We start from the raw sequence: 26,121 nt of genomic DNA, 5'->3' as shown, positions 1-26,121 counted from the left end.
AGATTGAGAAATCCCCCGCCCGGGCTGCTCGCTGTGGTCGAGCTGAGGGTTGTGCCATCCGGTTTATAGACGGTGAGGGCTATCGGTTTACCCGCGGGGACGGTGCTGAGGCCCGCGACTTCGATCCCGACATTGCTCCCGGCCGTGCCGCTAAAGGTGAGCCGGCCGTTCTGGCCGATGCGGCTTAAGCTGAGACTGAGCGGGGTGCCGGCGGTGAGGGCGCCAGTGATGTCGCTGGAGAGGGTTAGGGTGAATCGCAGCCGCTGTAGGAGACGTAGCAAGTCGTTGCGTTCAGATAGACCCCATCTGGTTTGTACACGGTAACACTGGCATAGCTCGCACTGCTCGGGGTGAGGGTGAGCGCACTGAGGCCGAGCCCCAGGTTCTGGCCGGCGTTGGCGGTGAAGCTGTAACGCAAGCTCTGCCACGGCGCTGTGATACTTCCACTGATCGCCGCGCCATCCACCGATAGCGAATTGGCCGTTAATTGGGCTGAGAAGCTCGCCGTGGCACTGCCTGGATTGAACAGGATGGTGTAGGTCCCCGTGGTAGGCAGCGCCGGCAGGTGGATGGATAGACTTGTTGATGAAATTGAGCCGCTAACAAGCTGGGTATTATCCGGTTTGTAAACGGTGTATGAAATGGATACATTGGCCGGGTTGGTAATCAGATTTGAGAGTTGCAGCGTCAGGTAATCGTTCTGATTGCCATCAAACAGAATTGCGCCGTATTTATTTGCAGTGCCCAGAGTGAGTGTTTGATTGGCGCCGCCCGTCACCACAGTAACTGACGAGAGAATGTCGGCACAGGTCAGACCGCTCGGGGGAACAAGTAAGGAGGCAGTGCTCGTCGCAATGCCCGCCTGTGTGACCACCCGAATCTTGCCGCTACCAATACTGGTCAGTGGCACTGTCATTGTGATAGAGGTAGCGCTGCTGACAGTGGCCTGTGCAACTGAGTTGTTCAATTCAACCTTAGTTGCATTAGGCGCAGGATCGAAGTTAGTGCCGGTGAGCGTCACGGTGGCGCCGGGTGCGGCACAGGTCGGGGTAAAGCCGGTGATGGTGGGTGCGCCGGTGTTGGCGGTGATGACGAAGTCGTCGGTGCTGGTGGCAGTGGTGGTGCCTACCGTAACGGTAATCTTGCCCGTGGTGGCGCCGGCGGGGACGGTGACGACCAGTTTATTGACCGCGGCGGAGGTCACCGTGGCGGCGGTTCCGTTGAACTTGACGACATTGCTGGCGGCGGTGGGGCTGAAGCCGCCTCCGAAAATAGTGACCGAGGCGCCGATCGGGCCGCTGTTGGGGGTGAACTCGGTGATGGAGAGGGTGCCGCTGGGGACTTGTTTGATCTGGACGATGTTACCGACCGGATCGTAGAGGTACTCGGCGCTGTTGCCGGCGTCGTCGGTGACTGCCTTCAGGCGGCCGAGTTCATCGTAGGTGTAGGAGATGGCGTGGGCGGCGCCGACGCTGATACAGGCGAGCAGGATGACTTTTAGCAGCAAGGCGCCGAGTTTCCCCCTCACTCCCCCTCTCTCCCCCGGGGAGAGAGGGTTGTCGTTCCCTTCCCTTTCTGTGAGAAGGTTTTTAGACAGAAGAACAGCGGCAAAACGGGCACCGCGGGCGCCAAAACCCCTTGGGTTCCAAGATCTCGCTGGCATATCCCCCCGCCCCCTAAAGCTTGGTTGCTGTCCGCCGTTTTACTGCGTTAAGATCGTTGCGCTGACGTTTGTTGGTGTAATTTGAACCCTATTTCTGGATGCATGTCGCAATACAAAAAATATATTTTTATGAACGCGAGTTTTGCGTACAGGACAACTATGTCACACGCCAGGCTAACCGTCTTTTTGATCGGCACCTTGTTGTCTATGATGGTGACAGGGTCCGTCGGCGCGACGCCCACCCTTGGCCTGCCTTTGCCCGGAACAGCCAAACAGGATGCCCACAGCACAGAGAAGATTGCGCTCGGCAAGCGCCTGTTTTTGACACTCGACTGAGTGCCGACGGCCGGGTCAGTTGCGCGAGTTGTCATCAGCCGGATAAGGCTTTTACCGATGGCAAACCGGTTGCGGTGGGCGTCAACGGCAAACAGGGCACACGCAACACGCCCAGTGTGCTGAATATGCAATGGCAGCATAGTTTTTTCTGGGACGGCAGACGTAGTAGCTTGGAGGCACAGGTGCTCGATGCGTTCGTGGGTCCGGCCGAACAGGGATTCAAAGATCACGCCGTGTTGTTACACATCATGCAGGGCGACCGGGATTACCGGCGGCAGTTCGCCCAGGCCTTCGATCTCAAGGCCGCTCCCGGCGTCCTGCCTCCGACGTACAGGGAAGAACTAATGTCGCGGGAGGCAGGACGCCGGGAGCGACCCGCGACATTAGCACAAGACCCAGCCATCACGAAGGAGCAGGTGGCGCGGGCGTTGGCGGATTTCGTGCGCTCGCTGACGGCCGGCGATGCGCCCTTCGACCGCTATTACTATGCTAACGACAAGCGCGCGCTGTCTGCGGCGGCGCAGCGCGGTCTGGAGGTGTTCAGGGGCGCGGGACAGTGCGCCACCTGTCACCTGATTGGGGAGCACAACGCATTGTTCACCGATCAGCAGTTCCACAGTGTCGGCGTCGCGCTGGAGCGCATCCGGCCGCAACTCGCGACGCTCACCATGCGGGTGGTCAATGCCAAACCGGAACAGATCAGCCTGTTGATCGCCACCGATCCCGCGGTAGCGGCGCTCGGCAGGTTTCTGGTGACTAAGGAGCCCGTGGATATCGGCCGCTTCAAGACACCGAGCCTGCGTAACGTGGCGCTGACCGCGCCGTACATGCACGACGGCTCGATTCCGACACTGGAAGAAGCCGTGGAGCGCGAAGTGTACTACCGCGGTTTGAGCACTGGCCGTCCGCTGATTCTTACCCCCGCGGAAAAGGCGGATCTGATTGAGTTTCTCAAGGCCTTGACCAGCACAGGATTGCCGGGGAATCGGTAGGGCAACCCTATTGCTGAATGGCCATCCCTCGGGTTACGACGCTGCGCAACTACCCCAGGCTACTCAACTTAGGCTCGTCAGAGTCAACCCTTTCCAATTGACAACAGGTATATTAAAGGTATAATTATTATATTGTGGAATTTGAATTCGATCCCGGCAAAAGTAACAACACTAAGGAAAAGCACGGCATTGATTTCCATGAAGCTCAAGGGCTATGGAACGACCCTGAGTTGATCGAAATTCCCGTGAAAACGCATGACGAACCACGTTTTTTGGTGATCGGTAAGATTTCGGGAAGACATTGGTCAGGAGTTATTACCTATAGAGGCGAGAAGATAAGGATTATTTCAGTCCGCCGCTCCAGAAAAGAGGAGGTTGATATTTATGAAAGCTAGAGATTTTGACAAACACTTTGATGCCGGCAAGGATATTTCAAAACTCCTCGACCTGTCAAAGGCAAGCAGGCCTGAGCAAGAACAGAAAAGGATCAATGTGGATTTCCCTTTATGGATGGTTCATTTATTGGATAGAGAGGCAAAACGCCTGGGTGTGCCTCGACAGTCCGTCATCAAAGTCTGGGTGGCGGAACGCCTTGAAAAGACATCTTGAAACCGGTCTATTTTAGTTAGTAGGTCAGGCTGCGTAAGCTGCCTGACATGCTGTCACGTAGTTTCGCAACGTGACCTACCGGCTCTGAAGAATCTTTTATATATTGCAGTAAATGCTGTCGCCGAGCCACCCCTCCCCTCACCCATCCAGGGGGTCGAAGAGTAGTGTTACAGCGGCGGCGTTAAAACACTCCCTGTCCCGGTCGTTTTATGAAATAATAACAGGCTTATTTCGAATAACCGTGTGTGGCACGCCATGATACTTATCCTGAAACAGGACACCGACAAAACCAGCGCCGAGTACCGCCGCTTGCTGGATCACCTGAACAATCTCAAGAATATCCAGATTCGTGTCCACGACGAGGTCGGTGCGCAGCGCACCCTCACCGAGATCTACCTGATCGGCGACACTCTGTCGCTCGGCCTGGAAGACATGAACACCCTGCCGTGCGTCGAGCGCGCGGTGCGCGTCACCGAGGAATACCGGATTCTGGGCCGCCATCACGACGACCAGCGCAACACCCGCTTTGATTACAACGGCGTCACCTTCAGCCAGGACAATCTGAATATCTTCGCCGGACTGTGCGCGGTGGATACGCCCGAACACGTCGAGATGATGATGAAGGCATTGCGCGACAACGGCCAGGTCTGCACGCGCATGGGCGCCTACAAACCGCGCACCAACCCCTACTCCTTCCAGGGGCACGGCAAGAATTGCCTGCCGTACGTATTCGAACTCGCCGGAAAATACGGCATCAAGGTGATCGCCATGGAGATCACCCACGAATCTCATCTTGATGAGATTCGCGAGGCGCTGCGCAAGACCGGAAACCCGACCGGGGTCATGATGCAGATCGGCACGCGCAATACCCAGAACTTCGAGTTATTGAAAATCGTCGGACGGCAAAAAGAATTTCCAGTGTTGTTGAAGCGCGGCTTCGGCATCACCCTGGAGGAATCTCTCAATGCCGCGGAGTATCTGGCGAGCGAGGGGAACCGCAACGTGGTGTTCGGACTGCGCGGCATGAAAACCAACGCGGGCGATCCGCACCGCAATTTCGTGGATTTCAGCCACGTGCCCGTTATCAAGCGCCTCACCCGCATGCCGGTGTGCGTGGACCCGTCGCACTCGGTGGGCTCGCGCGACCGCGCGCCGGACGGCATCCTCGATGTCATGCACGTCACCGCGCAAGGCGTGCTGGCCGGCGCGAACATGATCCTGGTGGACTTCCACCCCGTGCCGCACAAGGCGCTGGTGGATGGGCCGCAGGCCCTGCTGGTGGAAGAGCTGCCCTACTTTATTGAAGACGTGAGGATCGCGCGCGAGGCTTACGAAAAACGTGTCGCCCTCACGCAGAATTTTATTGCAAGCGGCAAAGCCCCTGCTAAAAGGGCTCTGACCCCTTAAGGAGAGCACATGCTGCAGACCATCGAAGTGGAAATTGACGCCACCGGACATATACGCCCGCTGGAACCCATCTTCAAATTGCCGGTGGGTCGTGCCTTGCTGACGCTGCTGAATCCGCCGGTTGATGAAGCGCTACAATTGGCAGAATCCGCTCTCGCGGAAGATTGGCTGAAACCCGAAGAGGACGCCGCATGGGCACATTTGCAGCCGGCCAAGTAGTTCTTCTGCCTTTTCCTTTTTCGGATTTAAGCCGCAGCAAATTTCGTCCTGCCTTGCTACTCGCCGATGCCGAACAGGGTGACTGGATAGCCTGCCAGATCACCAGCAATCCCTACGCCGACACACACGCCGTTTTGCTGACGGATGGCGACTTCACGTTTGGTGGATTGCAACGGCTGAGCCATGTTCGACCCGGCAAACTATTCACTGCCAATGCCTCGTTATTTGCCGCCACGGCAGGCGTAATCGCGGCTGACAAGCTGGATGAGACACGGAATGCCGTCATTGCCCTGATTCGGGGGCATGCTAAACACAACGTCATAACCCCTGGGTAGCCTTTTCACCCCCATCCCAACCTTCCCCCATCAAGGGGGAAGGGGTAACTGATGCGGCAGCAGCGCAGGGTGGGGCACGTTCGAAAAAAATAAATAAGCCACTAAGGCGTAGCGCGTAGCGCGGTCAATGCACCACCTTTCCCGAGCGCATAGAGCGTATCATCCATCGTAACGGGCGCGGCGAGCAGGCCAGCGTCATCCACCCTGACGCGCGCTGCAAACGCGCCGTCGGTGCGGTTCAGCCAGTGCAGATAGCCTTCAAAATCGCCCACCACGACGTAATCGCCGTACACAGCCGGGGCGGTGACGGCGCGGTCATGCAGCTTGTCCTGCTTCCACAAGATACCACCATCGCGCCGGTCCAGCGCCAGCACGTGGCTTTGATTGTCGGTCACATAGACCGCGCGCTCATCCACGGCGAGACCAGCCTGCGAATGGATTTCGCGCACCCACACCAGGCGGCCCGAGTTGGTGTCCACGGCGGCGAGCCGCCCCTGAAAACTCGCCGCATAGAGGATGCCGTCCTGGATCTGTAATTCGCCGCTGATGTCCACCAGGCGTTCGAGTTCGCTGCGGCCGCGGGGTTCCGCAACGGTTGCTTCCCATAACAGCTTGCCGTCAGTGAGGTTGAGCGCCGCGAGCTTGCCGTTGGCGAGACCCGCGATGACCTTGCCCTCATGCAACAGGGGCGAACTGGTGCCGCGCAAGGTCAACGACGGCGTAGAGCTTTGGTATACCCAGAGACGGCTGCCGTCGTCGGCCTTCAAACCAAACAGTTTGCCGTCTACAGTGCGTACGACGACGATGCCCGACTCGACGCGGGGCACGGAGAGGACTTCGCTCGACACCTGGGCGCGCCATTTTTCCGCACCGCTCGCCGCATCCAGGGCCAGCACCTCGGCATCGCGCGTTCCCACCAGCACCAGCCCCTCGCCACTGCCGGTCCCGCCGGAGACCGGCGCCTTGGTTTGCACACTCCAGATGGTTTTTCCAGTGCCGGCCTGGGAGGCGCTGACCAATCCCGCGCTGTCCGCGGCAAAGACCTTATCAGAGCTGACGCTCGGCGTGAGCTTGACATATTCCTTGGCGCTGCCCACACCCACGCGGGCCGACCACACCGTCTGGACGTTCAGCGTGGCGGTCAACGGAGGTAAAGGCGCGGGGGGGGCGATGTTGTCTTTGCCGGCAAAATAATCCTTAACGGTGCCACACCCGGAAAGTAAAACCAGCAAAGCGGCGACGACTAGACGATGCGTCATGGGACGTCGCATCATGGGGCTTTTTTGGCGGCGGGTTGGGGAACGCCCACGTCATCCAGCTTGAGCTGGATGAGTTTCTTGCTGTCGTCTTGCGCGGCGGCATTCAAGGCGCGCTGATAGGCCGTCTGGGCCGCGGCGGTCTGGCCGGAGGCAAGATAAAGATCGCCCTTCAATTCTTCATAGGCGGAGAGAAAACTGCCGGGTTGCGCCTGGGAGAGCAGTTTCAACGCCGCGTCGTGCTGCCCTTCGGCGAGCATCACGCGCGCCAGCCGCAGCCGGGCGATGTGCTGCAGCTCGTCCTGCTTGGCATGGTTCAGCGCCCACTCCAGGTGCTTGTGCGCCTCGCCGAGTTCCCCCCGCTCCAGTTCCAGTTTGGCCAGTGCAAAGGCGGCAAAGACCGCGTAGGACGTCGTCCCGAATTGGTTGATGATGGCCACGCCGCGCTTGAGGCCGGCCTCCGTATCACCCTTTTTTACCTCGCCGATGAGCAGTTGATACTCTGCCGACGCCGCATCGCCCTGGCTGCGCGAATAATCACGCCAGGCCCACATGGCGAACAGCACGCTGAGACCGATCACCACACCGGCGATCACGGCCTTGGCGTTCTCCTTCCACCACTTTTTAAGGTCTTCGAGTTGTTCTTGTTCTGTTTGAGATACTTGCACGAATCACTCCCTGCTCTAGGCCGAATGAATTCGGCCCTACATTTATTAAGCCGAATGAATTCGGCCCTACAATTATTAAGGCTTCACCGGATTGGCGGCGAGAGCCTGCGCCTCGGCGATATGATTTTTAACCGTGTCGAGCCCCTCCGAATTCGGCGGGAGGGAGGCGACCAGCCTCTGCCAATAGTTTATCGCGCTACGATAGTCTTCCTTCTGAAATGAGGCCATGCCGGCCAGCCATAACGCCTTTTGATTATCAGGATCAAGCTTCAGTGCCTTTTGAAACAATTCGGTGGGTTGCCCGGCAAGATGCTGGTCTTCGTGGCTCAAGGCCATGACCTCTGCGTAATCGGCCAGCAATTGCGGATTGTCGCCCATAAGGGGCAGGGCCTTGGCATAAGCCTCCGCCGCCTCCTTGTAACGCCCCAGCACACCGTAGGATAATCCCAGCCTGGCCCAGCCCTCGCCGTCATTGGGATTCGACTTGAGGCGCTCCGCCAGCCGCTGCACCATAATCTCCGGGGAGATGCCGCCGCCCTGGGCACTCTCCATGGGCTGAGGCCCGTGCGTCAACTCCATTTGACTCAATATCGAGTACAGGCCCACGGCGAGCACCGGTATGGCGACCGCGACGACGATGGCGGTGGCGCGCGCCGTGCCCGGTTTGTCTCCGGCGGGTTGTTTGTCTTGGGGCGTGGACTCCACATCCCCCAGCAGATTGCGCATCAAATCCTGGCGGCTCTGTTCGTAATGCTCGGCGCTTATGACCTCATTTCTGAGATCGGCCTCCAGCTCGGCCAGTTGATCTTTGTATACCGTGATGTTGAGTTTGTCACGGGCAACGGCGCGTACCCGGCTTTGTCTGAACAACGGAGGTAGCACAAAAACCAGCGCGACGATAATCATCGCGCCCGCAATAATCCAGAACGTCATGTGTTCCCATCCTCACGCACCTTGCTTAATAATGTATTGACGCGGTCATGGTCCTGTTTTGATAACGCGCCGGTCTTGGCCGTACGGACCCGCACCCGCCCCAGATAATAAACAAGCATGCCTATAGCCAGCGCGGCGAGCACAAACGGCCCCCACCACAAGGCAAACGTCATCGGCTTCAGAGGCGGCCGAAAACGCACAAAGTCGCCGTAACGCGCGACCAGATAATCCACCACCTGTTTGTCGGTATAGCCCTTGGTCATCAAATCGCGGATCTCGTTACGCAGGTCTATCGCCAGACCGGCGCGCGACGCGGCCAGGGTCTCGTTCTGGCATACCAGACAGCGCAACTCTTCGGACAGGACCATGAGCCGATGCTCTATAACAGGATCACTACTTACCCTATCTACTGATTCGGGCTCACCCCACGCCCAGAGGGGCAGAGACAGCATCGCGGCCAAGAATAAATAACGCATTAACCTTGCAACTCCTTAACGAGGGGCAAGATATCCTTGTTCAGATTTTCCGGTGTCACAGGCCCGATGAGTTTGTAACGGATGATGCCTTGCTTATCTATCACATAGGTCTCCGGCACGCCGTAGACGCCGTAGTCAATCCCCACCTTGCCCTCCTGGTCGAAGGCGCTCACCTTGTAGGGATTGCCCAACTGATTAAGCCAGCGCAGCGCCTCTTCACGAGTGTCTTTGTAGTTGAGGCCGTAGATCTCGACTTGGCCGGAACGTGCGAGCTGCACCAGCAGCGGATGCTCTTGCCGGCATGCGACGCACCACGAGGCCCACACATTCAAAAGCGTGACCTTGCCGAGCAAATCCTTGCGGCCGAATTGCTGATTCGCATCCTGAACCTGAGGTAACAGAAATTCCGGCGCGGGCTTGCCTATCAGGGGCGAAGGCACCTCGTGCGGATTGAGCATGAGGCCGCGCGCCAGAAAGATCACCAGGACAATAAATATACCTAAGGGGGCGAGGTAACGAACCATGGGGTAGATTAGCCGGACGCTTTGACCCCTGCGGCTGCCAATCCCTCGGCGGGTCCCGGCTCGGAGACGGCGTGGCGGCGCGCGGCGAGACGGTAGCGGCGGTCGGTGGCGGCAAGCAAGCCGCCGAACAGCATGAACAACGGCCCCATCCAGATCCACTGCACGAAGGGCTTGTAATAGAAACGCAGGCTCCAAGCCCCGCCCTCGCCTGCAGACGAACCGAGGGCCACGTACAGGTGACGCAAGAGGCCGGCATCAATGGCCGCCTCGGTCATCGGATTCTGCTGCACCAGATAGACGCGCTTTTCGGGCTCCATCACGGGGAGCACTTTACCCGCCTTGCTGACCTCTATCCTGCCACGCACCGCCTGGTAGTTCGGGCCTTTTATCTCGGAGACACCCAAGAAGCGGAAGGTGTAGCCCGCCAGCTCCACCTTGTCGCCGGGCGCCATGCGCAACTCCTTCTCCAGACTGTATCCGCCGGAAATCGTCACGCCGATGATAAACACCGCGATGCCAAAGTGGGCCAGGGACATGCCATAGAATCCGCGCGGCATGCCGAGCGCGGCCGACTTGAATCCGGACACACCATTACGCATCAGCTTGGACCACAAGCTCAGCCCCACAGTGGTGGTGATCCACGCGGCCATCAACAGCCCCAGGCTGACCATAAACGACCATTTCCCCATCAACACCGGCAACACCAGGGCGGTGACCACACTTGCGGCCAAGGCCCAGCGCAGACGCACTGCAAGCTCGGGCAGGCTCTGCTGCTTCCAGCGCGCGATGGGGCCTATGCCCATGAGAAACACGATCGGCACCATCAAAGGGACAAACACGACATTAAAATAGGGCGGGCCGACCGAGATCTTACCCAAGCCCAGGGCATCGAGCCCCAGAGGATAAAGCGTGCCGAGCAATACCGTAGCGGCGGCGGTGACGAACAGAACATTATTGCCGAGCAAAAACGTCTCGCGCGAAATCAAACTGAAGGCGCCGCCCACTCCAACACTCGGCGCGCGCCAGGCGTACAACAGCAGCGAACCGCCCACCACGATGACCAGGAACACCAGGATGAAAAATCCGCGCTCGGGATCGGTGGCGAAGGCGTGTACCGAGGTCAGCACGCCGGAGCGCACCAGGAAGGTCCCCAACAGGCTCAGCGAGAAGGCGAAGATCGCGCACAGCACGGTCCAGGATTTGAACCCGCCACGCTTTTCGGTCACCGCCAAAGAGTGTATCAGCGCGGTACCAACCAGCCAGGGCATGAACGAGGCGTTCTCGACCGGGTCCCAAAACCACCAGCCGCCCCAGCCGAGTTCGTAATAGGCCCACCAACTTCCGAGAGTGATTCCGAGCGTCAGGAACGACCATGCAACGGTTGTCCAGGGCCGCGACCAGCGCGCCCAGGCGGCATCCAATTGTCCACCCAACAAGGCGGCGATGGCAAAGCTAAAGGCCACCGAGAAACCGACATATCCCATATACAACATCGGCGGATGAACGATCAGGCCGATGTCCTGCAACAGCGGATTCAAATCGCGCCCCTCGACGGCCGCGGGAAATAACCGCTCGAAGGGGTTGGAGGTGAGCAGCATGAACAACAAGAACCCAATACTCACCAAACCCATCACCCCCAGCACCCGCGCCACAAAGGCCTCCGGGAGACTGCGGCTGAAGAAGGTCACCGCCACGGTCCAGATCCCCAGGATCCACACCCACAACAGCAGCGAACCTTCATGGGCGCCCCACAACGCCGCCATACGATACTCCCACGGCAGCGCCGAGTTGGAGTTGCTGGCGACATAGCGCACGGAAAAATCGTTAACGATAAACGAATACCACAGACAAACCATCGCTATCATTAAAAATACAAATTGCCCGCGCGCCGCCGGCCGGGCGACCGCCGTCCAGGAAGCGATGCCGCGCGCGGCGCCGGCGAGGGGGAGTATGGCTTGTATCAGGGCCATACCCAGCGCCAAAATCAGTGCAAAATGGCCGATATCGGGAATCATTTATCCACCCCTCCTTGCATCAGCGTACCGGAAAATTGCGGTGCGCCTTGCTTCGCCTCTTTCATCGCCTCCGCGACTTCCGGCGGCATGTAATTTTCATCGTGCTTGGCCAATACCTCACTCGCCATAAACACGCCATCCTGCGTCAGCCTGCCTTGCGCAACGACACCCTGGCCTTCGCGGAACAGATCCGGCAGGATACCTTTGTAAATCACCGGCACGCTCTTCACCGTGTCCGTCACCATGAAGTGCACCGTGAGCCCATCGTCCTCGCGCTTGACGCTGCCCTGCTCCACGAGGCCGCCCAGACGCAGATTGCGTTCGTGCGCCTTCTCCACCGTGCCGAGCTGACTGGGGCCGTAAAAGTACACCATATTGCCGCGAAAGGCGTTGAGGGTGAGCGCGACGGCGGCGCCTACGCCCAGCAATACTAAAATCACCAGCATCATACGTTGGCGGCGCGGGGTCATGTGCGGCTCCTGTTACGGGCGGCGGAACGCATCAGACTATGCAGCACCCTTTGCTTGTTGCGCAGCGCCGATACGATATTCACGGTGAACACCACCAGCGCGACACCGTAAGAGCCCCACACATAAAAGCCATAACCGCCCATGTGAAAAAATTCAGCGATATTCATTGCCACTCCTGCCGAGATTGGTTTCTGTTTTGGCCGCCATCTCCTCGATAACCTCCTGCACCCACCCGCTATTACGCTCGCGCTCCAGCACCTCGCTGCGCGTGCGGATCAGCAGCACGGTGAAAAAAAACAGCTTGAATGCCAGCGCCATCAAGAGCAGTGGAATCAGCATGCTCGCGTGTATGGTGGACATGCCGACACCCAGGCTCTGCGGCTGATGCAGGGTGTTCCACCACTGCACCGAGTAATAAATGATGGGCACGTTGACCGCGCCCACGATGGCGAGCACCGCCGAGGCGCGCGCGGCCGTGCGGCGGTCATCAAAGGCGGACTGCAACGCCATGTAGCCGAGATACAGAAACAGCAGGATCAGCTCCGAGGTGAGCCGGGCGTCCCACTCCCACCAGGTGCCCCACATGGGTTTGCCCCACAGCGAACCGGTGACCAGGGTGAGGAAGGTAAACGAGGCGCCGATCGGCGCCGAGACCGCAGCGACGATGTCGGCGATCTTGATGTTCCAGATCAGCCCTATCGCCGCGGAGACCGCCATCAAGAGATAAATGAACATGGAGTTCCACGCGCTCGGCACATGGATGTACATGATGCGCACGCTGTCGCGTTGCTGGTAATCGGCCGGCGAGGCGAACAAGCCGAGATAAAGTCCCGCCGCCAGCAGTAAAAGGGTTGCGCCGCCTAACCAGGGGAGCAACCGCCCGGAGATCGTAAAGAAATACTTGGGAGAACCGAATTTATGTAGCCATACCCACATGATGAAGCCTCTTAATTAAGCAGGCCGAATAAATTCGGCCCTACTCTATACTGATTCGTAACGCCGCCGCAGCCGCCCACGGGGCCAGGCTCAAGGCCAGGGCCAGCAACGCGCCCAGGATAAATAAATGCGCGGACGCCGAGACGCCGCTGCTTGCCACATCTATCGCCCCGGCCCCGAAGATGAGCACGGGGATATAGAGGGGCAACACCAGCAACGATAATAACACGCCGCCGCGCCGCAGCCCTACAGTGAGCGCGACGCCAATCGCGCCAATCAGGCTGAGCACCGGGGTCCCTAACAGTAAGGTAATAACCAACACCTGAATGGATTCCGCCGGCAAATGCAGCAACACACCGAGCAGCGGCGCCAATACGATTAACGGGAGGCCGGCCACCAGCCAGTGCGCCACCACCTTGGCCAGCACGGTGAGCGATACGGGGTGTGCGGTCAGCAACAATTGCTCCAGCGAACCGTCCTCGAAATCGGAATGAAACATCCCTTCCAGCGACAGCATCGCGGCCAGCAGCGCGGCCACCCAGATCACCCCCGGCGCCAGCGTCTTTAATAAATTGGGCTCCGGACCCACGCCGAGCGGAAACAGGCTCACCACGATGACAAAAAACACCAGCGGGTTGACGATCTGCGCCCTGCGGCGCAGTGCCAGGGTTAAATCCCGGCGCACTATTACCTGGAAGACCTTAAGCATCGTCGCTTAGCTACCCAAATCCACCCGCGTCACATGCGACTCGGCGATACCCACCGGATGATGCGTGGTGAGTACCGCCATCCCACCGTGCAGCAGATGTTCCGCCAGCATTTTCTCAACCAGTCTCACGCCGCTGCGATCGAGCGCCGTGAACGGCTCATCGAGTATCCATACTGTGGTCTCGATGGCCAGCAATCGGGCCAGAGCCGCCCGCCGTTTCTGCCCCGCGGAGAGAGTACGTACCGGTTGATCGTCAAAGTCGCTCATCTCCAAACGTTCCAGCGCCTCATCCACGGAGACGGCGGCATTGGCCGCCGCGAACCCGCGCGCTATCGCCAGGTTCTCCCTCGGCGTCAGATCTCCCTTTAGTCCGGGGCTATGACCGAGGTAGGCCACGGCGGCCATATACTCCGGCCGCGCCGCTCTAATGTCCCGGCCGCACCAACGCACTTCGCCCTGGGTGGGCGAGGTCAGCCCGCACAGAATCCGCAGCAGACTGGTCTTGCCACTCCCGTTAGGCCCCTCTATCTGGATTAGGTTCCCGGGCCGCAGTGATAGATTCAGCCCCGTGAACAACAGGCGGTCGCTGCGGACGCACTCCAGATCAACGGCCTCTAAATATAGTGTTGAAGCGCTGCCCGTCTCGGACCTGTGGGGCTGTGTCTGCGTCGAGTTCAATACACTGCGGCCTGGTGAGGGATTTTGGAATGCGACCTGTAAAGGAGTGAAATTATAACATAAATACGGTCAGAAATAGGGCCGACAGGCTGAAGTACCCCGCCGGTTTTTGCTATGATGAGACCTGCATTTTTTCATCAGGATCATACTCCTTGAAGCTTCTGAAATACCTGCCCCTGAGTCTACTTGGCGCCGCCCTGTTTAATCTTTCCATAGCCCACGGCGCAGAGTCGCCAGCGGCCACATCCCAACAGGCCGCACCCGCGAGTTTGCCTTATAAATGAAAGAGGGCCCGGATGGGCCCTCATACAGTTAACAGCGAATAGATCCTGAAATACGCTAAGGACTTGCCGCAGCGGACGGCTGCTCTCCCTCACCATCAGAATTTTCAGCGGGAAAATGCGGCTTGCCGACATAGGTCTCGATGAAGCCGCGCACCCGTTTTTTCATCCCATCCATCCAGCAGGTCTATGCGCTACCCAGGCCGTGAGCGTCAGCTTGGCGTTTATCAACGAGTAAGGCGCTATCAAAATGGGATTGTATTCATCCGTTAACCGCGTCAACTTTTCCACTAAATCGGCGCAGCCTTCCGGGCAATTGTATTGCAGCAACACGCCGCCCTCCTCCAGATGCCGAACCTGCACCTCGGTTGGAATCGGAATGTCATGCACGCCCCAGTTCACCTTATAAGGAACATGCGGGCCGGAGGTGGGCGGCTCGCCGTCATTAAATCCTGGCGCGGCATTTTTTAAGCTTTAATTTTTCAAAAAATAACTCTAGCTTTATAGTTATTTTTTTACTAAGTCTAAGCTTGATTTAGGCTGCTTTGCTGTGGAGTTCTTAAAGGGATGGGTGGAAGAGATTTAAGGAGAAGGATCATTTCTACCCGGTTCTTGACGCCCATTTTACGGTAGATGTGTTGGATGTGGACCTTGACGGTTTCAATAGAAATACTCAGGGTATCGGCAATTTCTTGACTGCGTTGTCCCCGTGATAATAATTCCATGATCTCCCCTTCACGGCGGGTGAGCGTGGAGGTATCGGGGGCGGGGAGTTCCTCCGGCTTGATGACCTCCGAGGAGGTTAAAAAGGCCGAACTGACGGGTGAGCCGTGGGCATAGTGGCGAATGATCCGTATCAGTTCGTGGTGATCCACATCTTTCAGGACGTAGCCTGCCGCACCGGCCTCCAGGCCCATGCTGACACGGGGATTGTCGTGGTGAACGGACAGGATAAGAATTTTAACCTTGGGGCAACAGCCGAGTATGAGCCTTATCGTGTTGACGGTGCTGAGCTTGGGCAGGTCCAGATCCATGAGCATAATGTGAGGCTTTTTTTCCATGGCGAGCGAAAAGGCCTCATGCCCATCCGACGCCTCCCCGACGACGCGGAAATCAGACTCCTGGTTCAGCATAAGGGCTACGCTTTGCCGAAACAGCCTTTGACTGTCTACCAGACCCACTCGTATCAACATAACGTACCCCTCCGCCGCCTGGACGGCATAACCCCTTTCTCACCCATGCGGAGACTTAGTCACAGCCCCTCTTCCAAATGTACATCAGCCATTATTATTTGGGTAGTGGTTTCCCAAGGTGAAAATTAGGATGTGCAACATAGACTAAGTCCAACTAGCGCTATGCTGCGACTGGGTAGACTAACTAAAGTATTTAGAAAGGAAGTCAGCCAAATCTGACTGCGGGATGCGGCGCTGGGCGATATCGAGACGAAGGTGCTTAATGCTGATTTCAGACTGGGTGCATTCATCGTCGCCGAGTATCAGGGCATGGTCGGCGCCGCTCTTGTCGGCACGCTTGAGCTGATTCTTGAAATTACCGCCGCCGGAGTTCATCACCAGCCGCAGTCCCGGCAATGCGTCGCGCAGTTGCTCCGCAAGCACCAGACCACGGCGCTCGGCCTGGTCGCCGACTAACACAAAATAAGCATGTGGAGATTGTCTGGGCGGTGTTAGCGAGTTTTCGGTAAGCAGCGCCACCAAGCGTTCTATGCCCATGGCGAAGCCGATCGCCGGTGTGGGTTTGCCGCCGATCTGTTCGACCAGCCTGTCATAACGCCCGCCCGCGCACACGGCGCCCTGCGCGCCCAACTGATCGGTGGTCCACTCGAACACCGTCTTGGCGTAATAATCCAGGCCACGCACCAGGCGGGGATTGACCTGATAGCTCAGGCCCGCGGCGTCGAGATGGTCCTTAAGCCGTTCAAAATGCGACCGCGATTCCTCATCGAGATGATCGGCAAGCTGCGGCGCGCCGGCGATAAGCGTTTGCAGCGCGGGATTCTTGCTGTCGAGGATGCGCAGAGGATTGGTTGAGAGGCGCCTGCGGCTGTCCTCATCGAGCTGATCAAGATGGCCTTCGAGATAACTCGTAAGATGGCTGCGGTAAACCGCCCGCGCGTCGGCGGTGCCGAGGGAATTGATTTGCAACAGCAAATTCTCAAGACCCAGCTTGCGCCATAATCGCGCCGTCATGAGTATCATTTCCGCGTCTATGTCCGGGCCGTTGAAACCGAACACCTCGACGCCGATCTGATGGAACTGGCGATAACGGCCCTTCTGGGGGCGCTCATGGCGGAACATCGGCCCGCTATACCAGAGGCGCTGGGTCTGGTTGTGCAGCAGCCCGTGTTCTATCGCGGCGCGCGCGCAGCTCGCCGTGCCTTCGGGGCGTAGGGAAAGACTGTCGCCGTTGCGGTCTTCAAAGGTATACATCTCCTTTTCGACAATGTCGGTGACCTCGCCGATGGAGCGGGCGAAGAGCTCGGTCTGCTCGACCAGTGGCAGCCGGATCTCTTCATAGCCATAGCCCGCGAGCAGCGTGCGCGCCGTCTCTTCGAGATGCTGCCAGCAGGGGGTCTCACCCGGCAGGATGTCGTTCATGCCGCGCACGGCTTGGATGGATTTCATAGAGGTAGATACAAGAGGAAAGATACAAGATACAAGAAAACCTGAATCATAGCACCGAGGAACAGGGTTCTACTTGTATCTTGTATCTTTTATCTGACTTTAGTAATAGGTATCACGGGACTTTGATGTTCCAGCTGGCCGAGTTCCTGACGCAATTTAATTTTGGCGCGAATGGTTTTTTCCAGCTCATCCACCAGGTGCTCGTTGCTCACCTTATGGTCGGGCTTTCCATCCACGTATAACAGATTGGGTGAACCGCCGGCCAGACCGATGTGCGCCTCACGCGCCTCGCCGGGACCGTTAACCACGCAGCCGATCACCGCGACATCCATCGGCTCCAGTATATCTTCCAGACGCGCCTCCAGTTCATTTACCGCTTTAATGACGTCGAACTCCTGACGTGAACACGAGGGGCAGGCGATGAGATTAATGCCCTTGTTGCGCAGGTGCAGGCTCTTCAGGATATCAAAACCCACTTTGATTTCTTCCACCGGATCGGCGGCGAGCGAGATGCGGATCGTGTCGCCGATGCCTTCGGCGAGCAGCATGCCGAGACCGATCGCGGACTTCACGGCGCCGGCGCGGAGACCGCCCGCCTCGGTGATACCGAGGTGCAGCGGTTGTTCAATCTGTTTTGCGAGCAGCCGGTAGGCCTCTACGGTCATGAATACGTCGGAGGCCTTGATGCTGACCTTGAAGTCCTTGAAGTTGAGCCGCTCCAGGATTTCCACGTGACGCAGCGCCGACTCGACCATGGCTTCCGGCGTGGGCTCGCCGTATTTTTTCTGCAAGTCCTTTTCGAGCGACCCCGCGTTCACGCCCACCCGGATGGGGATGTTGTGCTCACGCGCCGATTCCACCACCGCCCGCACGCGGTCTTCGCGGCCGATGTTGCCGGGATTGATGCGCAGGCAATCCGCGCCAAGTTCGGCGACGCGCAGTGCGATCTTGTAATCGAAGTGGATGTCCGCGACGAGCGGCACGTTGACCTGTTTTTTGATAAGGCCGAAGGCCTCGGCCGCCTCCATGCTCGGGGTGGAGACGCGCACGATGTCGGCGCCGACGTTTTCCAGGGCGCGGATCTGCGCGACCGTCGCCGCCACGTCGCAGGTGTCGGTGTTGGTCATGCTCTGCACCGTGATGGGCGCGTCGCCGCCGATGGCGACATTGCCCACCATGATCCGGCGTGACTTGCGGCGAGTGATGGGGGTGTTGTGTTGCATCAATTTACGTTCTGGCCGAATAAATTCGACCCTACTCGAGTGAAAAACGCGCCACGTTGTTGCGATTATAACGCGAGTGATCGAATCTTTTGCCATTATAGTCCACGGTAACCGCGGGCGCATTGCCGAGCAGGATGTGTATCGGCGGGGCAACGTCTTGAAAGCTCTGCTGACTCCCGCGTTTGGCCAAGTCGTAAAACAGGCGCTTTCCTTTGCCGTCGGTAATCTCAACCCAGGAGTCCGCGCTGAAGCTGAGGCTTAAGGCGCGGGTCTTGGGCGCGGCGCTGTCCGCCGCCGCTACCGGCGCGGCTTGTTGCGCGGGCGTCTGTTGTACGGTTGTGCTGCTTGGGGGGGACACGGCAGCCGCGGAGGCCGCCGGTGAGACACTGTCAACGGGCGCCGCGCCTGTGCTGGGTTTGGTCGAAGGGTCTGTTTCGGCTACAACCGCCGGCGGCGGGGTGGGCGGCTGTGTAGCGGTGGCCCGGGTTTCGAGAGGATGCGGTTCCTGCAAGGACGCCTGCGCGGCAAGGCTTGCGACCGCGTCGTCCTCTTTGAATTTGAAGGTGCCCTCGGTCATCCACCACACCACCGCCAGAATCACCGAGCCCAGAACGATAGCATAGCCGATCCAGCGCACGGTGCGATCAGCCTCACTGGCGGGGGTAGCGTCGCCGATCGGGAAACCCTTGAGTGGCGGCGGGCTCACACCGGCAAGGCCTTCGTAGTGTTGCACGATGAGGTCGGGAGGCAGGTTCAGCAAACGGGCGTAGTTACGCAGATAACCTCTCACAAAGACCGGGGCGGCGACGCTGCTAAAATCCTCGCGTTCGATGGCCTCGATATGCCGCGGGTCCAGGTTCATCTGCGCCGCAACATCTCTGGTAGTGAGCCCCAGCTTCTCGCGCGCCAGGCGCAGCCGCGCCCCTAACCCGGCCTCGGCTTGAAGGTTCGCGTCCACGGGCTGATCGGGGCTCATCATGGAGACCTGGGTTTTGCTCCCTTTTCAGACTCGAGTAACAGGCGCGCCTCTTCCGAGTCCGGGAAGTTTGATTTCAACTGCAGGGCATAACCGGAAGCGGTATTTCTGTCACCGAGTTGGCGCTCCACCTTGATGCCCAGCCACAGACTCTGCGGGGTATGTTGGGAGACTTCCGCATAACGTTGCAAGTAGGCCCGCGCCTGGAGATAACGTTCGGTTTGATAGTGCAACACGGCCATTTGATAAAGGCTGATCGGCAGCTTCGGATTCAACTGCAAGGCGCTGCGGAAATACTGCTCGGCCTTGGCGGGATCGGGGACGCGCATGGCGCATACGCCCGCGTTCTCGTAGGCAAACTCCGGCGAGGCATCGAGCGGATTCTGGAACACCAACTGAAACTGCGCGTCGGCCTTGTCCAACTGGTTCTGCTTGCAGAGAAAGGTGCCGTAGTTAAGATGCGCCGCCGAATCCTGCGGATCGAGACTGACCGCCCTTTCGGCGTGTTGCAGCGCAAGATCGGCCTGCCCGAGCTGGTCGTAGATTATGGCGATGGCGGAGTGGGCCTTGGCAAGCTTGGGGTCGAGCTCGATCGCACGCTGTAATTTGCCGAGCGCCAGATCGCGCTGACCTTGCTGGAGGTAACCGATGCCGAGTTTGAGATTCGTCTGGGCGAGGGTATCAGGGCCTTCGTTCACATCGGGCTTGATGTCGGACGAGGTCAGTGTGCCACATGCGCTTAAGATTACTATTGCCGCCAAGCCCAGTCCCTTGAGCACCGCCTTCATCATTACCGTAAACCCTCCGTCAGCACGGGTATACCGCGCAGGCTGCGCTTGGTGCGATCTCGCACGCGGCCGGCGAGCTGACCACAGGCGGCGTCAATATCATCGCCACGGGTCTTGCGGGTAAGGGTGATCAAATCGGCCTGCATGAGAATGTCACGAAAGCGCGCTATCGCCTCGGGCCGCGAGCGCAGATAGCGGGTGTTGGGAAACGGATTGAAGGGAATCAGGTTGACCTTGGCGGGCATGTCCTTCAGCAACTCCACCAATTGCCTCGCCAGTTCCGGACTGTCGTTGACGCCGTCCAGCATGACATACTCGAAGGTGATGGTGCGGCGCGTCTCATCCTCTACATAGCGGCGACAGGCATCCAGTAATTCTTTGAGGGGATATTTTTTATTGAGAGGCACCAGTTCGTCGCGCAGCGCATCGTTCGGGGCATGCAGCGAGACCGCAAGGCTCACCGGGCTCAGCGCCTTGAGGCGATCCAGGGCCGGCGCCACGCCTGCGGTGCTGAGTGTCACGCGGCGCTTGGACAGACCATAGCCGAGGTCGTCCAGCATGATGTTCATGGCGCTCACCACGTTGTCGAAATTCAGCAACGGCTCGCCCATGCCCATCATGACGACATTGGTGATAATGCGCTCGCCTTTCGGATCTCGGCCGAGCGCCTTGTTGGCGACCCAGACCTGACCGATGATTTCCGCCACCGTGAGATTACGATTAAAGCCCTGCTTGCCCGTCGCGCAAAACGAGCAATCGAGCGCACAGCCCACTTGGGACGATACGCACAGCGTGCCACGCCCCTCGTCGGGGATAAACACCGTCTCGATGCAATTGCCGTCAGCCAGACGCAGCAACCACTTGCGCGTGCCGTCGTCCGAAAGCTGATCCAGCGCGATCTCCGGCGCACGAATCTCGGCGCACCGCTTCAGACGCTCGCGCAACGCCTTGCTGACATTGGTCATGGCGTCGAAATCGTCCATGCCGTAGTGGTGCACCCACTGCAACACCTGCGCGGCCCGAAACGGCTGCTCGCCCAGCGCCGTGAAATAACCGGCAAGACCCTGGCGGTCAAGATCGAGCAGATTTTGGCGTGGTGTGTTCACTTCGCTCACCGGGTACGCGGACAAATCTCGTTGGGTTTAAAAAAGAATTCGATCTCGGCCTGGGCGGTTTCCGGGCTGTCGGAACCGTGCACCGCGTTTTCATCCACGGTCTTGGCGAAATCGGCGCGTATTGTGCCCGGCACCGCCTTTTGCGGATCGGTCGCGCCCATGATCTCACGATGGCGCGTGACGGCGTTCTCCCCTTCCAGCACCTGCATCATCACCGGCCCGGTAATCATGAAATTGACCAAGTCTTTAAAAAACGGCCGGTCCTTATGCACGGCGTAAAAGCCCTCAGCCTGGGCGTGGGACAAATGCACCATCTTGGCGGCGATGATGCGCAAACCCGCCTGCTCAAAACGGCTGTAAATCCCGCCAATCACATTCTTGGCCACGGCGTCAGGTTTAATTATCGAAAAGGTGCGCTCCAGCGCCATTAACCTACTCCCCTCTGGTTGAAATTAAAAGTCATGATAAGTAAGTGATTTTATCCATTGAAATTCAAGGCATTTTACCCTAACCGAGAGGGTTTAGGCAATGCCAGACAGAGTGCTCCGCAAGCTATCTTAGCTATATCGGTCAGAGGGAAGGGAACAGGATGTGGGAATCTTACGCTGCGGCCCAGGGCTTGAAGCGGGTGAGGAGTTCTTGAAGAGAGGTGATGAGGTAGTCAATGTCGTTGCGGCTGTTGCCTATCCCCAGGCTGATGCGTAGCACGTTCTGTTGCAGACGGCGCTCCACGCCCATCGCTACCAAGACGTGGCTGGGCTGGAAGCTGCCGCTGGTGCAGGCGGAACCGCTGGAGATGCAAATCCCTTTATGATCGAGATTTTCGATCAGGGTCTCGCCGGAAAATTCTGGAATGCTGCACAGCACGGTATTGGGCAGGCGCTCTGCCTGCTCGGCGAAGATCACCAGGCTGGGGATTTCGTGTAATCGCTGTTCCAGGTAACGGCGAAGGGTCAGCAGGTGTTCAGCGCGCTGTTCCAACTCTTTGGTGGCCAACTCCGCCGCGGCGCCAAAACCGGCAATCGCTGCGACATTTTCGCTGCCGCCGCGCAGCGTCTTGCCACCGCCGTGTATCAAGGGCTGTAATTCCACGCCGTCGCTTACGACTAATGCGCCAACACCCTTAGGACCATAAAGTTTGTGGGCGGAGAGGCTCATGAGCTGTGCGCCCAGCGCGGCAAAGTCCACCTTGATCTTGCCGGCAGCCTGGGTGGCGTCGGTATGGAAAACGATTCCGGTCTTGTGGGTGGCCCTACTCAATGAGGCGATATCTTGCAGGATGCCGGTTTCGTTATTGGCCAGCATGATGGAGACGAGCCGGGTGTTGGAATGAAGGTGTGCTTGTAACGTGGCGGTGGTGACTCGCCCCAGTGTATCAACGGGGAGCGTGTCCACGTCCCAGCCTTGCTCAGCCAGTGCTTGCGCGGGGCTGCGTACCGAGGCGTGATCGACCGCGCTGATTAGAATGCGCCCCTTTTTGTATTGCGCTGCAATGCCCTTAATGGCGAGATTGTTGGCTTCGGTGCCGCTGCCGGTGAAGATGATTTGCTGCGGTTTGGCGTTGACGAGTTTCGCTACGTACTTACGCGCCCGGTCCACAGCAGCACGTGCGGCGCGTCCGAGACTGTGGGCGCTGGAGGCGTTGCCGTACTGATCGCTGAGATAGGGCAACATCGCATCCAACACCCCCTCGGCCAGCGGGGTGGTGGCGTTGTGGTCGAGGTAAGCGGGCATCAGCCGGGGGTGACGGCCTCTTTTCCCCGCGCAGGTTTAGCCTGTTCACGCGGGAAAAAATGCAGGAGTTCTTCTTGGCGCGCGGAAACCTCTTGGACACCACGGCGTTCTATCAACTGGGCCAGGCTGATGTCATTCAAAAACTCATGAATCTGATTGCTGAGATCGGACCATAAATCATGGGTGAGGCAGCGTTCTTCACCCTGACAATTCATCTTGCCGCCGCAGCGGGTGGCGTCCACCTTTTCGTCCACCGCGCTGATCACGTCGGCGACCGAGATCGCGGCCGTGGGATGACCCAATCTGTAGCCGCCGCCCGGGCCGCGCGCGCTTTCCACCAAGCCCTGTTTGCGCAGCTTGGCGAAGAGCTGTTCGAGATACGAGAGCGAGATGTCTTGCCGGCGGGCGATGTCGGCGAGCGTGACCGGCTTCTTCTGCTGGTGTATGGCCAAATCCAGCATCGCGGTGACCGCATAGCGGCCTTTGGTGGTTAAGCGCATGGTGCTCTCTCCTTCATGAACATATTCGGCCGAATGAATTCGGCCCTAGCCGCTCCCGGCTTCCTGCCTCTCGCGACATTAGTACATCCATGTACGTCACAATTCGATGGGGGTGGTCAGGGGCTTGTCCTTATCCGTTTGCATGTCAGACATTTCCACGTCCGGCAGCTTGACCTCCTCGATCTGCGCGCCTAACTGGCGCAGCGCCCGGTTCATCGCCTCGATCTGCTTATCCATCACGTGCACATGATCGAGCAGCGTATCAATGGCGTTGGCCACCGGATCGGGCATGTCCTGGGCGCCGCCGTAGGCCTCGAAACCGATTTTCTTGGCGAAATCCTTGCGCCGTAGCATCTCTTCGTCGCTGGCGCGCTTGACGATATGCCCCGGGATACCTACCACCGTCGCGCCGGAGGGGACGTCTTTGACCACCACCGCATTGGAGCCGATGCGCGCGCCCTCCCCCACCGTGATCGGACCCAATACCTTGGCGCCCGCGCCGACCACGACATTGCTGCCCAGGGTGGGATGCCGTTTTCCCCTGCGCCAGGTGGTGCCGCCCAGGGTCACGCCGTGATACAGCGTGCAGTCGTCGCCGATCTCGGCGGTCTCGCCGATCACCACACCCATGCCGTGGTCTATAAAGAAGCGCCGGCCAATAGTCGCGCCGGGATGAATCTCCACGCCGGTGAACCAGCGCGCCACGGTGGACAGCCAGCGCGCCAGCCACTTCCAGTTCGCGCGCCACAAACGGTGGGTCAGCCGGTGCCACAGCACCGCGTGCAGCCCGGGGTAAGTGGTCAACACCTCCCAGGTAGTGCGCGCCGCCGGGTCGCGTTCAAAGGTGCAGCGGATGTCTTCTTTCAGACGCTCAAACATACTGCATTATATACCTGACTAATTTCGTCAACAATACCTATTCCTCATGCCTCAGTTTGTTTTGGGTCTGCGCGGCAGCCAATATGCCCCGCAAGATATTAACCTCGATCTTGTCCAGTTGAGGGCGATTGAATAAGCGCCGCAACCGGCGCATCAACTGGCGCGGGTTGGCCGGGTCGAGAAAGCCGATGTCCGTCAAGGCCTGCTGCATGTGGGCATAAAGCAACTCCAGTTCCGCTGCGGTGGCGGGTTCTTCCTCCGTGTCACTGATTGCGTGCGGGGTGGGCTCCAGACTCGTCAACATAATTTCGTAGGCCAGGATTTGCACCGCGGCGGCGATATTGAGAGAACTGAAATCCGGGTTGCTCGGGATGCGCACCAGGGCGTTGCAGCGCTCCAGCTCGCTATTGGTAAGACCGGAATGTTCCCGCCCGAACACCAGCGCGACGGGCGCGCGGGCGCACTGTGCGATCACCTGCCGTGCACATTCGCGCGGTGTCAGCTCCGGCCAGGCAATGGTACGCTGCCTGGCGCTGGCGCCGATCACCAGGACGCAGCCGGCCAGCGCCGCGTCCAGCGTCTCAAAGACCTGCGCCCCAGCCAAGACGTCGTCCGCACCGGAGGCCCGCGCGGTGGCTTCGGCGCTGGGGAAGACCTTCGGTTGCACCAGGTTGAGGCCGGACAGATTCATGGTCTTCATGGCGCGCGCGCAGGCGCCGATGTTGCCGGGATGGCTGGTGTTTACCAGGACGATGCGGATATTGGAGAGAGACACAGATACAAGATACAAGAGAAAAGATACAAGGGGAAAGGGAAAAGGCGCATGCAAAGCACCTCATTTGGTCTGCGGCCTGTATTTTTCCCCTTTTCTCTTGTATCTTGTATCTTTTCTCTGAATTTATGCACCCCCTGCTCAATATCGCGGTACGCGCCGCCCGCACCGCCGGCAACACTATCGCGCGCGCCGCCGAACGGCTGGACAGCTATGGAGTCTCGCTGAAGGGCAAAAACGATTACGTGAGCGAGGTGGACCTGCTCGCCGAGCAGGATATCGTCAAGGTCATCCGCAAGGCCTATCCCAGCCACGCCATTTTGGCCGAAGAGAGCGGCGCCCATGCGGGCGACGACTACCAGTGGATCATTGATCCGCTGGACGGCACCACCAACTTTCTGCACGGCTTTCCGCAGTTCGCCGTGTCCATCGCCGTGCAGCATAAAGGCGAGCTTGAGCACGCGGTGGTCTACGATCCCCTGCGTCAGGAGTTATACACCGCCAGCCGGGGCGCCGGGGCGCAACTCAACGATCGCCGCCTCCGCGTGACCAAGGCTAAGACATTGGACGGCACACTGCTCGGCACCGGTTTCCCTTTTCGCAAAACCGAACACCTGGACGCCTATCTGCACATGTTCAAGGAACTCACGCTGCTCACCGCCGGCATCCGCCGCGCCGGTTCCGCGGCGCTCGATCTCGCCTATGTGGCGGCGGGCCGTCTGGACGGTTTTTGGGAGATCGGCCTCGCGCCCTGGGATATGGCGGCGGGCGCCTTGCTCATCACAGAGGCGGGCGGTATGGTGGGAGACTTCGGCGGCGGACAGGATTTTTTGACTACCGGCAATATCGTGGGAGGCAGTCCCAGGGTCTACAAGGCCCTCCTTAAGACCCTTCACCCCTATCTCACCGCGGGGCTGGAAAAATAGCGCTGTCTGTTTGAAAAATCTGTGGGATAATTTCAGGGAAGCACCTCTGAGAAATATAT

Annotated in this window: 32 protein-coding genes; 7 read left to right on the top strand and 25 right to left on the bottom strand. The window is 58.9% G+C overall.

What is annotated here, in order from left to right; genetic code table 11:
• Both HY028_06140 and HY028_06135 read right to left on the bottom strand, forming a co-directional pair.
• On the bottom strand, positions 1-281 hold a 281-nt coding region (locus HY028_06140; protein MBI3344416.1), incomplete at its 3' end, for a hypothetical protein.
• Entirely contained in the window at positions 245-1,528 is a 1,284-nt protein-coding gene (locus HY028_06135) for an IPT/TIG domain-containing protein (GenBank protein MBI3344415.1), read from the bottom strand. The genes HY028_06140 and HY028_06135, both read right to left, overlap by 37 nt.
• 233 nt (positions 1,529-1,761) lie before the next feature.
• Between HY028_06135 and HY028_06130 the strand changes: the two genes are divergently transcribed.
• The 6 genes from HY028_06130 to HY028_06105 all read left to right on the top strand — a co-directional run bounded on the left by HY028_06130 (position 1,762) and on the right by HY028_06105 (position 5,561).
• A complete protein-coding gene (locus HY028_06130) occupies positions 1,762-2,991 on the top strand; it encodes a hypothetical protein (GenBank protein MBI3344414.1) in 1,230 nt (409 codons plus the stop codon).
• Between the two features lie 131 nt (positions 2,992-3,122).
• On the top strand, positions 3,123-3,386 hold the full coding sequence (locus HY028_06125) for a BrnT family toxin (protein ID MBI3344413.1): 264 nt from the start codon (positions 3,123-3,125) through the stop codon (positions 3,384-3,386).
• Positions 3,376-3,600: a CopG family transcriptional regulator gene (locus tag HY028_06120; protein MBI3344412.1), complete on the top strand. Its 225-nt coding sequence runs from the start codon at positions 3,376-3,378 to the stop codon at positions 3,598-3,600. Before HY028_06125 ends, HY028_06120 begins: the two co-directional genes overlap by 11 nt.
• A gap of 255 nt (positions 3,601-3,855) precedes the next feature.
• Complete coding sequence (locus HY028_06115; GenBank protein MBI3344411.1) at positions 3,856-5,007, top strand: 3-deoxy-7-phosphoheptulonate synthase; 1,152 nt, start codon at positions 3,856-3,858, stop codon at positions 5,005-5,007.
• Positions 5,008-5,016: 9 nt separating this feature from the next.
• Complete coding sequence (locus HY028_06110) at positions 5,017-5,226, top strand: hypothetical protein (GenBank protein ID MBI3344410.1); 210 nt, start codon at positions 5,017-5,019, stop codon at positions 5,224-5,226.
• On the top strand, positions 5,199-5,561 hold the full coding sequence (locus HY028_06105) for a MazF family transcriptional regulator (protein MBI3344409.1): 363 nt from the start codon (positions 5,199-5,201) through the stop codon (positions 5,559-5,561). Before HY028_06110 ends, HY028_06105 begins: the two co-directional genes overlap by 28 nt.
• A 101-nt stretch (positions 5,562-5,662) precedes the next feature.
• On the opposite strand, the gene bamB is transcribed toward HY028_06105, so the two are convergent.
• The 23 genes from bamB to trmJ form a co-directional block, all read right to left on the bottom strand.
• Complete coding sequence (gene bamB / locus HY028_06100; protein ID MBI3344408.1) at positions 5,663-6,820, bottom strand: outer membrane protein assembly factor BamB; 1,158 nt, start codon at positions 6,818-6,820, stop codon at positions 5,663-5,665.
• A gap of 11 nt (positions 6,821-6,831) precedes the next feature.
• Complete coding sequence (locus tag HY028_06095; protein ID MBI3344407.1) at positions 6,832-7,485, bottom strand: tetratricopeptide repeat protein; 654 nt, start codon at positions 7,483-7,485, stop codon at positions 6,832-6,834.
• Positions 7,486-7,560: 75 nt separating this feature from the next.
• Positions 7,561-8,418, bottom strand: coding sequence for a c-type cytochrome biogenesis protein CcmI (ccmI, locus tag HY028_06090; protein MBI3344406.1), 858 nt, complete (start codon positions 8,416-8,418; stop codon positions 7,561-7,563).
• A complete protein-coding gene (locus HY028_06085) occupies positions 8,415-8,894 on the bottom strand; it encodes a cytochrome c-type biogenesis protein CcmH (GenBank protein MBI3344405.1) in 480 nt (159 codons plus the stop codon). Before HY028_06085 ends, ccmI begins: the two co-directional genes overlap by 4 nt.
• Positions 8,894-9,418, bottom strand: coding sequence for a DsbE family thiol:disulfide interchange protein (locus HY028_06080; GenBank protein MBI3344404.1), 525 nt, complete (start codon positions 9,416-9,418; stop codon positions 8,894-8,896). The genes HY028_06085 and HY028_06080 overlap by 1 nt, the downstream gene beginning before the upstream one ends.
• Positions 9,419-9,426: 8 nt before the next feature.
• A complete protein-coding gene (locus HY028_06075) occupies positions 9,427-11,433 on the bottom strand; it encodes a heme lyase CcmF/NrfE family subunit (protein ID MBI3344403.1) in 2,007 nt (668 codons plus the stop codon).
• Positions 11,430-11,903, bottom strand: a complete 474-nt coding sequence (ccmE, locus tag HY028_06070) for a cytochrome c maturation protein CcmE (GenBank protein MBI3344402.1) — start codon at positions 11,901-11,903, stop codon at positions 11,430-11,432. The genes HY028_06075 and ccmE overlap by 4 nt, the downstream gene beginning before the upstream one ends.
• Positions 11,900-12,070 carry a heme exporter protein CcmD gene (ccmD, locus tag HY028_06065; GenBank protein ID MBI3344401.1) on the bottom strand — a complete coding sequence of 57 codons (171 nt, stop codon included), beginning with the start codon at positions 12,068-12,070 and terminating at the stop codon, positions 11,900-11,902. Before ccmD ends, ccmE begins: the two co-directional genes overlap by 4 nt.
• Positions 12,057-12,839 (bottom strand): heme ABC transporter permease, encoded by a 783-nt coding sequence (locus HY028_06060; GenBank protein MBI3344400.1) that lies wholly within the window; start codon positions 12,837-12,839, stop codon positions 12,057-12,059. The genes ccmD and HY028_06060 overlap by 14 nt, the downstream gene beginning before the upstream one ends.
• A 40-nt stretch (positions 12,840-12,879) precedes the next feature.
• Positions 12,880-13,548, bottom strand: coding sequence for a heme exporter protein CcmB (gene ccmB / locus HY028_06055; protein ID MBI3344399.1), 669 nt, complete (start codon positions 13,546-13,548; stop codon positions 12,880-12,882).
• 6 nt (positions 13,549-13,554) lie between these two features.
• The gene (gene ccmA, locus HY028_06050; GenBank protein ID MBI3344398.1) at positions 13,555-14,226 is read right to left on the bottom strand and encodes a cytochrome c biogenesis heme-transporting ATPase CcmA; all 672 of its coding nucleotides are present in this window, start codon (positions 14,224-14,226) and stop codon (positions 13,555-13,557) included.
• Positions 14,227-14,672: 446 nt separating this feature from the next.
• Positions 14,673-14,909, bottom strand: coding sequence for a DUF3105 domain-containing protein (locus HY028_06045; protein MBI3344397.1), 237 nt, complete (start codon positions 14,907-14,909; stop codon positions 14,673-14,675).
• A 122-nt stretch (positions 14,910-15,031) separates the two neighbouring features.
• Complete coding sequence (locus HY028_06040) at positions 15,032-15,700, bottom strand: response regulator transcription factor (GenBank protein MBI3344396.1); 669 nt, start codon at positions 15,698-15,700, stop codon at positions 15,032-15,034.
• A 180-nt stretch (positions 15,701-15,880) separates the two neighbouring features.
• Positions 15,881-17,149 carry a histidine--tRNA ligase gene (gene hisS, locus HY028_06035; GenBank protein MBI3344395.1) on the bottom strand — a complete coding sequence of 423 codons (1,269 nt, stop codon included), beginning with the start codon at positions 17,147-17,149 and terminating at the stop codon, positions 15,881-15,883.
• An 89-nt stretch (positions 17,150-17,238) separates the two neighbouring features.
• On the bottom strand, positions 17,239-18,372 hold the full coding sequence (ispG, locus tag HY028_06030) for a flavodoxin-dependent (E)-4-hydroxy-3-methylbut-2-enyl-diphosphate synthase (protein ID MBI3344394.1): 1,134 nt from the start codon (positions 18,370-18,372) through the stop codon (positions 17,239-17,241).
• A gap of 31 nt (positions 18,373-18,403) precedes the next feature.
• Positions 18,404-19,348 (bottom strand): helix-turn-helix domain-containing protein, encoded by a 945-nt coding sequence (locus HY028_06025; GenBank protein ID MBI3344393.1) that lies wholly within the window; start codon positions 19,346-19,348, stop codon positions 18,404-18,406.
• Positions 19,348-20,139, bottom strand: a complete 792-nt coding sequence (gene pilW / locus HY028_06020) for a type IV pilus biogenesis/stability protein PilW (GenBank protein MBI3344392.1) — start codon at positions 20,137-20,139, stop codon at positions 19,348-19,350. The genes HY028_06025 and pilW overlap by 1 nt, the downstream gene beginning before the upstream one ends.
• Positions 20,139-21,242, bottom strand: coding sequence for a 23S rRNA (adenine(2503)-C(2))-methyltransferase RlmN (gene rlmN / locus HY028_06015; protein MBI3344391.1), 1,104 nt, complete (start codon positions 21,240-21,242; stop codon positions 20,139-20,141). Before rlmN ends, pilW begins: the two co-directional genes overlap by 1 nt.
• A 5-nt stretch (positions 21,243-21,247) precedes the next feature.
• Entirely contained in the window at positions 21,248-21,679 is a 432-nt protein-coding gene (ndk, locus tag HY028_06010; GenBank protein ID MBI3344390.1) for a nucleoside-diphosphate kinase, read from the bottom strand.
• Positions 21,680-21,851: 172 nt separating this feature from the next.
• Entirely contained in the window at positions 21,852-22,985 is a 1,134-nt protein-coding gene (locus HY028_06005; protein ID MBI3344389.1) for a cysteine desulfurase, read from the bottom strand.
• Positions 22,985-23,485, bottom strand: a complete 501-nt coding sequence (iscR, locus tag HY028_06000) for a Fe-S cluster assembly transcriptional regulator IscR (protein MBI3344388.1) — start codon at positions 23,483-23,485, stop codon at positions 22,985-22,987. The genes HY028_06005 and iscR overlap by 1 nt, the downstream gene beginning before the upstream one ends.
• Positions 23,486-23,581: 96 nt before the next feature.
• Positions 23,582-24,364, bottom strand: coding sequence for a serine O-acetyltransferase (gene cysE / locus HY028_05995; protein ID MBI3344387.1), 783 nt, complete (start codon positions 24,362-24,364; stop codon positions 23,582-23,584).
• 37 nt (positions 24,365-24,401) lie between these two features.
• Positions 24,402-25,154, bottom strand: coding sequence for a tRNA (cytosine(32)/uridine(32)-2'-O)-methyltransferase TrmJ (gene trmJ, locus HY028_05990; GenBank protein MBI3344386.1), 753 nt, complete (start codon positions 25,152-25,154; stop codon positions 24,402-24,404).
• A gap of 110 nt (positions 25,155-25,264) precedes the next feature.
• On the opposite strand from trmJ, the gene suhB reads away from it, so the two are divergent.
• On the top strand, positions 25,265-26,062 hold the full coding sequence (gene suhB, locus HY028_05985) for an inositol-1-monophosphatase (protein MBI3344385.1): 798 nt from the start codon (positions 25,265-25,267) through the stop codon (positions 26,060-26,062).
• Positions 26,063-26,121: the final 59 nt, after the last annotated feature.

Source organism: Gammaproteobacteria bacterium (assembly GCA_016195665.1).
Classification (GTDB): Bacteria; Pseudomonadota; Gammaproteobacteria; order SURF-13; family SURF-13; genus JACPZD01.
The sequence above is the reverse complement of the archived record's forward strand: the minus strand, read 5'-3'. Positions and strand labels throughout refer to the sequence as shown.

Coding starts and splice junctions, on each gene's coding strand:
- HY028_06130 (MBI3344414.1), top strand. CDS start 1,762: ATGCATGTCGCAATACAAAAAATATATTTTTATGAACGCGAGTTTTGC.
- HY028_06120 (MBI3344412.1), top strand. CDS start 3,376: ATGAAAGCTAGAGATTTTGACAAACACTTTGATGCCGGCAAGGATATT.
- HY028_06115 (MBI3344411.1), top strand. CDS start 3,856: ATGATACTTATCCTGAAACAGGACACCGACAAAACCAGCGCCGAGTAC.
- HY028_06110 (MBI3344410.1), top strand. CDS start 5,017: ATGCTGCAGACCATCGAAGTGGAAATTGACGCCACCGGACATATACGC.
- HY028_06105 (MBI3344409.1), top strand. CDS start 5,199: ATGGGCACATTTGCAGCCGGCCAAGTAGTTCTTCTGCCTTTTCCTTTT.
- bamB (MBI3344408.1), bottom strand. CDS start 6,820: ATGACGCATCGTCTAGTCGTCGCCGCTTTGCTGGTTTTACTTTCCGGG.
- ccmI (MBI3344406.1), bottom strand. CDS start 8,418: ATGACGTTCTGGATTATTGCGGGCGCGATGATTATCGTCGCGCTGGTT.
- HY028_06085 (MBI3344405.1), bottom strand. CDS start 8,894: ATGCGTTATTTATTCTTGGCCGCGATGCTGTCTCTGCCCCTCTGGGCG.
- HY028_06080 (MBI3344404.1), bottom strand. CDS start 9,418: ATGGTTCGTTACCTCGCCCCCTTAGGTATATTTATTGTCCTGGTGATC.
- HY028_06075 (MBI3344403.1), bottom strand. CDS start 11,433: ATGATTCCCGATATCGGCCATTTTGCACTGATTTTGGCGCTGGGTATG.
- ccmE (MBI3344402.1), bottom strand. CDS start 11,903: ATGACCCCGCGCCGCCAACGTATGATGCTGGTGATTTTAGTATTGCTG.
- ccmD (MBI3344401.1), bottom strand. CDS start 12,070: ATGAATATCGCTGAATTTTTTCACATGGGCGGTTATGGCTTTTATGTG.
- HY028_06060 (MBI3344400.1), bottom strand. CDS start 12,839: ATGTGGGTATGGCTACATAAATTCGGTTCTCCCAAGTATTTCTTTACG.
- ccmB (MBI3344399.1), bottom strand. CDS start 13,548: ATGCTTAAGGTCTTCCAGGTAATAGTGCGCCGGGATTTAACCCTGGCA.
- HY028_06040 (MBI3344396.1), bottom strand. CDS start 15,700: ATGTTGATACGAGTGGGTCTGGTAGACAGTCAAAGGCTGTTTCGGCAA.
- hisS (MBI3344395.1), bottom strand. CDS start 17,149: ATGAAATCCATCCAAGCCGTGCGCGGCATGAACGACATCCTGCCGGGT.
- ispG (MBI3344394.1), bottom strand. CDS start 18,372: ATGCAACACAACACCCCCATCACTCGCCGCAAGTCACGCCGGATCATG.
- HY028_06025 (MBI3344393.1), bottom strand. CDS start 19,348: ATGAGCCCCGATCAGCCCGTGGACGCGAACCTTCAAGCCGAGGCCGGG.
- pilW (MBI3344392.1), bottom strand. CDS start 20,139: ATGATGAAGGCGGTGCTCAAGGGACTGGGCTTGGCGGCAATAGTAATC.
- ndk (MBI3344390.1), bottom strand. CDS start 21,679: ATGGCGCTGGAGCGCACCTTTTCGATAATTAAACCTGACGCCGTGGCC.
- HY028_06005 (MBI3344389.1), bottom strand. CDS start 22,985: ATGCCCGCTTACCTCGACCACAACGCCACCACCCCGCTGGCCGAGGGG.
- iscR (MBI3344388.1), bottom strand. CDS start 23,485: ATGCGCTTAACCACCAAAGGCCGCTATGCGGTCACCGCGATGCTGGAT.
- cysE (MBI3344387.1), bottom strand. CDS start 24,364: ATGTTTGAGCGTCTGAAAGAAGACATCCGCTGCACCTTTGAACGCGAC.
- suhB (MBI3344385.1), top strand. CDS start 25,265: ATGCACCCCCTGCTCAATATCGCGGTACGCGCCGCCCGCACCGCCGGC.